This window comes from Mesorhizobium alhagi CCNWXJ12-2 (assembly GCF_000236565.1).
GTDB lineage: Bacteria > Pseudomonadota > Alphaproteobacteria > Rhizobiales > Rhizobiaceae > Allomesorhizobium > Allomesorhizobium alhagi.
This window is the reverse complement of the sequence record NZ_AHAM01000287.1, coordinates 1-4,457: the sequence shown is the minus strand read 5'-3', so window position 1 is coordinate 4,457 and position 4,457 is coordinate 1. Positions and strand designations below refer to the sequence as shown.

Sequence of the window (4,457 nt, the reverse complement as noted above, 5' to 3'; positions counted from 1 at the left end):
CCAGGCGGTCGAGCATTACGAGATCGCCCGCTATGGGACCCTCATTGCGTGGGCGGAACAGCTTGGAAAACCCGAAGCGGTGAAGCTCCTGAAGGCCACACTCGAAGAAGAGACGAAAACAGACGAAGCGCTCTCCGCCCTTGGCGAGGGCGGTGTGAACGAACGCGCATTGCAACAAGCTGCATGACCATTTGGAATGGGTGGCCGTTGGCCTCCCTTTCCATTGCAATGGCAAGGAGGCCGGCCTTGTCAACTCGTGATTCCAGCTCCTGCGTGACCTTCGAGAGCCGGAGCGGACCCCATTGGCGATGTTGCCGGGCAGTTCTCGTCGGCAACTTCAACGCCTTTAGCCAGTGCTGGCTGCGCGACAGCAAGCGTAATAGCTTGTTGGGAGGCCCGCCGTCTTTGGTGGTGGGCCTCCTTATCTCCATCTCAGGATAGCTAGCCTGCCAGTTCGGCTTCGAAGTCTATCCCCTGATCTGCTCGTGCTGGGCGCCGCTGTCGGGCCGCGGCGGCGCCAACACGGGCTCGCTTCCCGTCGGTTCGCCAGCAACCGTCGAGAACTCCCCCTTGCCGTCGAGCGACGGGCCGCTCGACCACCGGCCCTCGGGTGGATCAATGCCTTCGACGAAACAATTGACAAACGCTGTGTGGAGAGACGGAATTGGTGCAGGGCGCTGGTTGATTGAATGTCGGGTATCGGTCGGCGACATGGGCTGATGAAGCGCAGCTCAGGGATTAATCTTGCCCATGGTCCTATTTCGGGGAAGGGCAGAAGGGGGCGGATGTTGCCCTCGGCAGACCTCGTTCGGCGACGCGAATAATCAATTCGTTCGCTCGGCTCCAGCACCTTGCGAACATTGTCAGCGCCCTCTATGATGCGTGATGATTGATGCGCTGATATGGAGAGTGCTATGCGAACCACACTTGCGATCGACGACGACGTCCTCGCTGCAGCCAAGGCGATAGCCGACCAGCAGCACCGTAGCCTTGGAGACATCATTTCCGATCTTGCCCGCCGTTCTCTGCGCCGACCACAACCGGCCGGTGAACGCAACGGCATTCCCTTGCTTGCGGCGCGTCCGGATACTCCGCTAGTAACCCTCGATACGGTAAACGCATTGCGCGACGAACTGCCGTGACATTTCTGCTCGACGTCAATGTGCTGATTGCTCTGATCGACCCCGGTCATGTCGCTCATGAGGCTGCTCACGCGTGGTTCGAAGCGACCGGAAATTCCGATTGGGCAAGCTGCCCGATGACCGAAAACGGCGTCATCTGCATCGTGGGCCATCCCAAATATCCGAATTCACCTGGGTCGCCAGCGGCCGTCGCCGCGATCGTGGAAAAGCTGCGCGCTCTTCGCGGCCACTGCTTCTGGCCCGACGATTTCAGCCTCGTCGGATCGGACAAAGTCGATCCGGCTCGGATTCTGACCTCCGCACAGGTCACCGACACCTATCTTCTAGCGTTGGCGCAATCGCACGGCGGGCAATTGGCAACATTCGATCGCAAGCTTTCCGTGGCCGCGGTTGGGAACGGGAAGGCCTCCCTCCATCATATTCCCGGATGAAAGCGTCTCAGGTGGCGAAAACCGGGGCCAATTCTGCACAGCGCCAGCTAAGCACCTCGGGCCGCTCGCCAGCCCAGGTAATTCATTCAGTGCTTGATTGGTCCCGGTTGGTAGCGTCGCCAACGTTAAGCGGCTCAGGCGATGCGAAATGTGAGCATCACGACGTTACCGAGGCACGGTCTAGGCCAGATGACCTGCTACCCTGAACTGTCCTGGACTTTCTCAAGCGTTTCCATGCTTTGCACAATTTGTTTTTGCCGATCAGGGCGCCTTCCGTGAGGTGCTTGTGGCGGATGCCGCGCAGCGCGCGCCGGCCGACGGGCTAACCCGGGCGAAGCGGCGATGCCGAACCTTTGGCGGTCTGCCGTCATGCCACGCGGCGAGCCGGGCCGATGCTGGGCAAAGCCGTGCTCGTGACGGGCTTTGGCCCGATCGGAATTCCTATGCATCCTGGCCGCGCCGGGGCAGGGGCGACATGATCTCGCAACGGATCTGAGCCCGTTCACCCTCTCGACATGCGCGACAGGCCGCGGCCGATATGACGGTCAACATCTCCGAAACGCCTGACGGGCTCGACCGTTTTGCGGCCGACAAGGGCACCGATGGCAATTTCTGCGGACAGTCCCGCATCGTCAGGCTTGGCATGGCATCGCCCGGTGTTTCCTCCGAAAGTGCTGGAGCCAGAACGGTGATGTCCATCCTGGCTATTATCAAAGCAGCTCGGCCCCTGAGCGCCCGGCGCGGTGTCGTCCGAGTCCGCTATCATCGCCGTTGCTTTGTCCGTACACAGCAGATTAGCAGATTAGCGAACATAACTGCAGATCGGGTGGCTGGCGCTACTCAGTCGCCCCAGTAGCGCCAGCCCGCACGGTCTCCCCCACGGTAGGAAACGAGGGACCATGCGAGTCGATTTTACCACGGCCAACAGCTGCCAAAACACGATCTGAGGGTTGCTTCACCGCCGGCTGCCGGAATCCACTCGCTGCCCTCGCGTTGCCGAGCTGAATCCGTTCCCCCAGGGCGGATGGCGCGGCCCGGCGGGATTGGCAGATTGAAGGGCAAAACGACCGCTCTAAGTCATTGCAATGAGGTACTTCTCCGACTTCCACAACAACGGCCATGTTTCAATTGACGGCTATGGATCGGAGCATTTCGATATCGAAGATCCCAAGGACAAGGCGATAAACACTTTGGTCGAAATCATGCCCTTCGTGCTTAGGTCCGGAAACAAAGAGACCTAGCGAGCTGTCTCCGCGACGAAAGCGGGAACGAGGTTCTACGTGTCGTTGTAATCTTCGAAGTGGTCCTGCCGAGTTAGACCACGTCGAATATAGCCATGGCGGCGTCAACCTTCTTGGGTTGCCCGCAATTTCGCCCAATCGAGGTCGTATGGACAAGGCGCGGCAGCTCAGAGGAGGAGAAGTCGATGTCTAAGCTTCCATTGGCGTTGGAAATAGCAGACACGGTTTCGTACGCCCAAAAGCGAAATTCGTCACTGGACCTTGAGGCAAAGGCTGACCAACTGCTGAGAAATCACCCCGAGGCCGACGCTACTCGATGGGAAATCGAAGAAACGTTGCGCGATGAAATCGCGGATGCTGGCGTACAAATGGGAGTGTCTCGGTCATCGCGCGGCGACAAAGCGCCTTGGATGCGAACGCCGAGGTTCGACCAGCCTCCAGGCCAACCGCCATCCTTACGATGGAATTCTGTTGGCTTTCCCCTCGTCCGGAAAATTAGGCAATGATCCAACGTTTCAGGGCATCCGCTGCGGCTGGAACCGGCTCGCCTCGCCCCTAGCCTCGGCTCTGGGCGGCATTGTCGGCACATTCGACCGGGCGCGGGGCCTGCTCCATAGTCAAGGCTTTGCGGTGCCGATCGACGACGGCACAATCGCCAGGATCAAGCGGGCGGTCGACACTGGCGTCTTCGACGGAATGCGCGACCGTGGCCTGCGGCTTATGCCGGGCCGGCGCGGATCGAAGAGGGGCAGTTCGTCCGCCTCGTCGAGCTGCTGGAAGGCGTCAAGGAAGTACAGACGGCGCGCGTCTTGGTCGAATCCGGTAGTTCGGTGCCAACGTAAGTCGCCGCCTCGAACCTGGTGCTGGTGTGAGTGATGACGGAGATACCGGATAGAATCCTGAAGGCGGCGCGAGAGGTGTTCGACAACCTCCCACTAGGGCACGATGATGGGTCGGTTCGGGTTATAGCCCGCGCCCTCCTTGCCGAACGTGAACGCAGCGCTGGTTTGGCTGATGATTGTGCAAGACGTGCTTGGGCTGCAGTTCAACCCGCTGAGGAAGCCGCTGTTGCCGCCGAGAACATTGCCGCCGCCATCCGGTCCGGCTAAAATGAACACTGTTCATAATAGGAATAAAGCCGAAACAGCGTTCATTGGCATGATCCAGGGGATTGTATGCCTTGGTGATTTGCGCGTTCGCCTGTGCGTGGCCTCAGCGTCACATGCCGGAACGATATGGAGTGTTCCCGCTGCACGGGCAGGGCATATTGCCTGAAATTGCCTATCGAGGCTGTTGTTCCGCTTCGATCAGTCTCATGATGTCATCAACATCCTCGCTCACGCGAACAATGTGAAACTTGTCGCCCGAAGGGGAAACGGTCCTTAGATTCGTGGCGCTACCCTCACGGGTAAAATCTGTCACGTTGTCCATGTTTACGGCGACGATAGCGCCGGTCTCTTTTGTGAGCCGCAGCCACATAGTTCCCTCCGCGATCGATTTACGTAGGGCAACAATTTACCGCGAAAACCATTGCGCAACCAGCACCTTCACAAATCTGCCCGGTCTTTCCAGCGCTGATACCGGCGACGCGGCCAAAAGCGTCCGCTCGATCCTAAGAAGGATTCGGTGGGGCAGTGGACTAA

The 4,457-nt window shown here is 59.3% G+C and carries 4 protein-coding genes and 2 pseudogenes; 4 read left to right on the top strand and 2 right to left on the bottom strand.

From position 1 onward, the window contains the following. A partial coding sequence (locus tag MAXJ12_RS30195) for a YciE/YciF ferroxidase family protein (protein ID WP_008839969.1) occupies nt 1–187 on the top strand: 187 nt, incomplete at its 5' end. 280 nt (nt 188–467) lie between these two features. Here MAXJ12_RS30195 and MAXJ12_RS39340 read toward each other — a convergent pair. Next, nucleotides 468–626, bottom strand: a pseudogene (locus MAXJ12_RS39340) (manganese catalase family protein); the annotation flags it as partial. A 288-nt stretch (nt 627–914) separates the two neighbouring features. Here MAXJ12_RS39340 and MAXJ12_RS30190 point away from each other — a divergent pair. The 3 genes and pseudogenes from MAXJ12_RS30190 to MAXJ12_RS39335 form a co-directional block, all read left to right on the top strand. Then, a complete protein-coding gene (locus MAXJ12_RS30190) occupies nt 915–1,142 on the top strand; it encodes a DUF6364 family protein (RefSeq protein WP_008839967.1) in 228 nt (75 codons plus the stop codon). Then, on the top strand, nt 1,139–1,573 hold the full coding sequence (locus tag MAXJ12_RS30185) for a TA system VapC family ribonuclease toxin (protein ID WP_008839966.1): 435 nt from the start codon (nt 1,139–1,141) through the stop codon (nt 1,571–1,573). Before MAXJ12_RS30190 ends, MAXJ12_RS30185 begins: the two co-directional genes overlap by 4 nt. A 262-nt stretch (nt 1,574–1,835) precedes the next feature. Beyond that, nucleotides 1,836–2,174, top strand: a pseudogene (locus tag MAXJ12_RS39335) (L-idonate 5-dehydrogenase); the annotation flags it as partial. A 1,921-nt stretch (nt 2,175–4,095) separates the two neighbouring features. Here MAXJ12_RS39335 and MAXJ12_RS38610 read toward each other — a convergent pair. Then, entirely contained in the window at nt 4,096–4,293 is a 198-nt protein-coding gene (locus MAXJ12_RS38610; protein WP_008839963.1) for a hypothetical protein, read from the bottom strand. Nucleotides 4,294–4,457 lie beyond the last annotated feature (164 nt).

Excerpts from the sequence above, each read along its gene's own strand:
- MAXJ12_RS30190 (WP_008839967.1), top strand. The coding sequence starts at position 915 with ATGCGAACCACACTTGCGATCGACGACGACGTCCTCGCTGCAGCCAAG.
- MAXJ12_RS38610 (WP_008839963.1), bottom strand. The coding sequence starts at position 4,293 with ATGTGGCTGCGGCTCACAAAAGAGACCGGCGCTATCGTCGCCGTAAAC.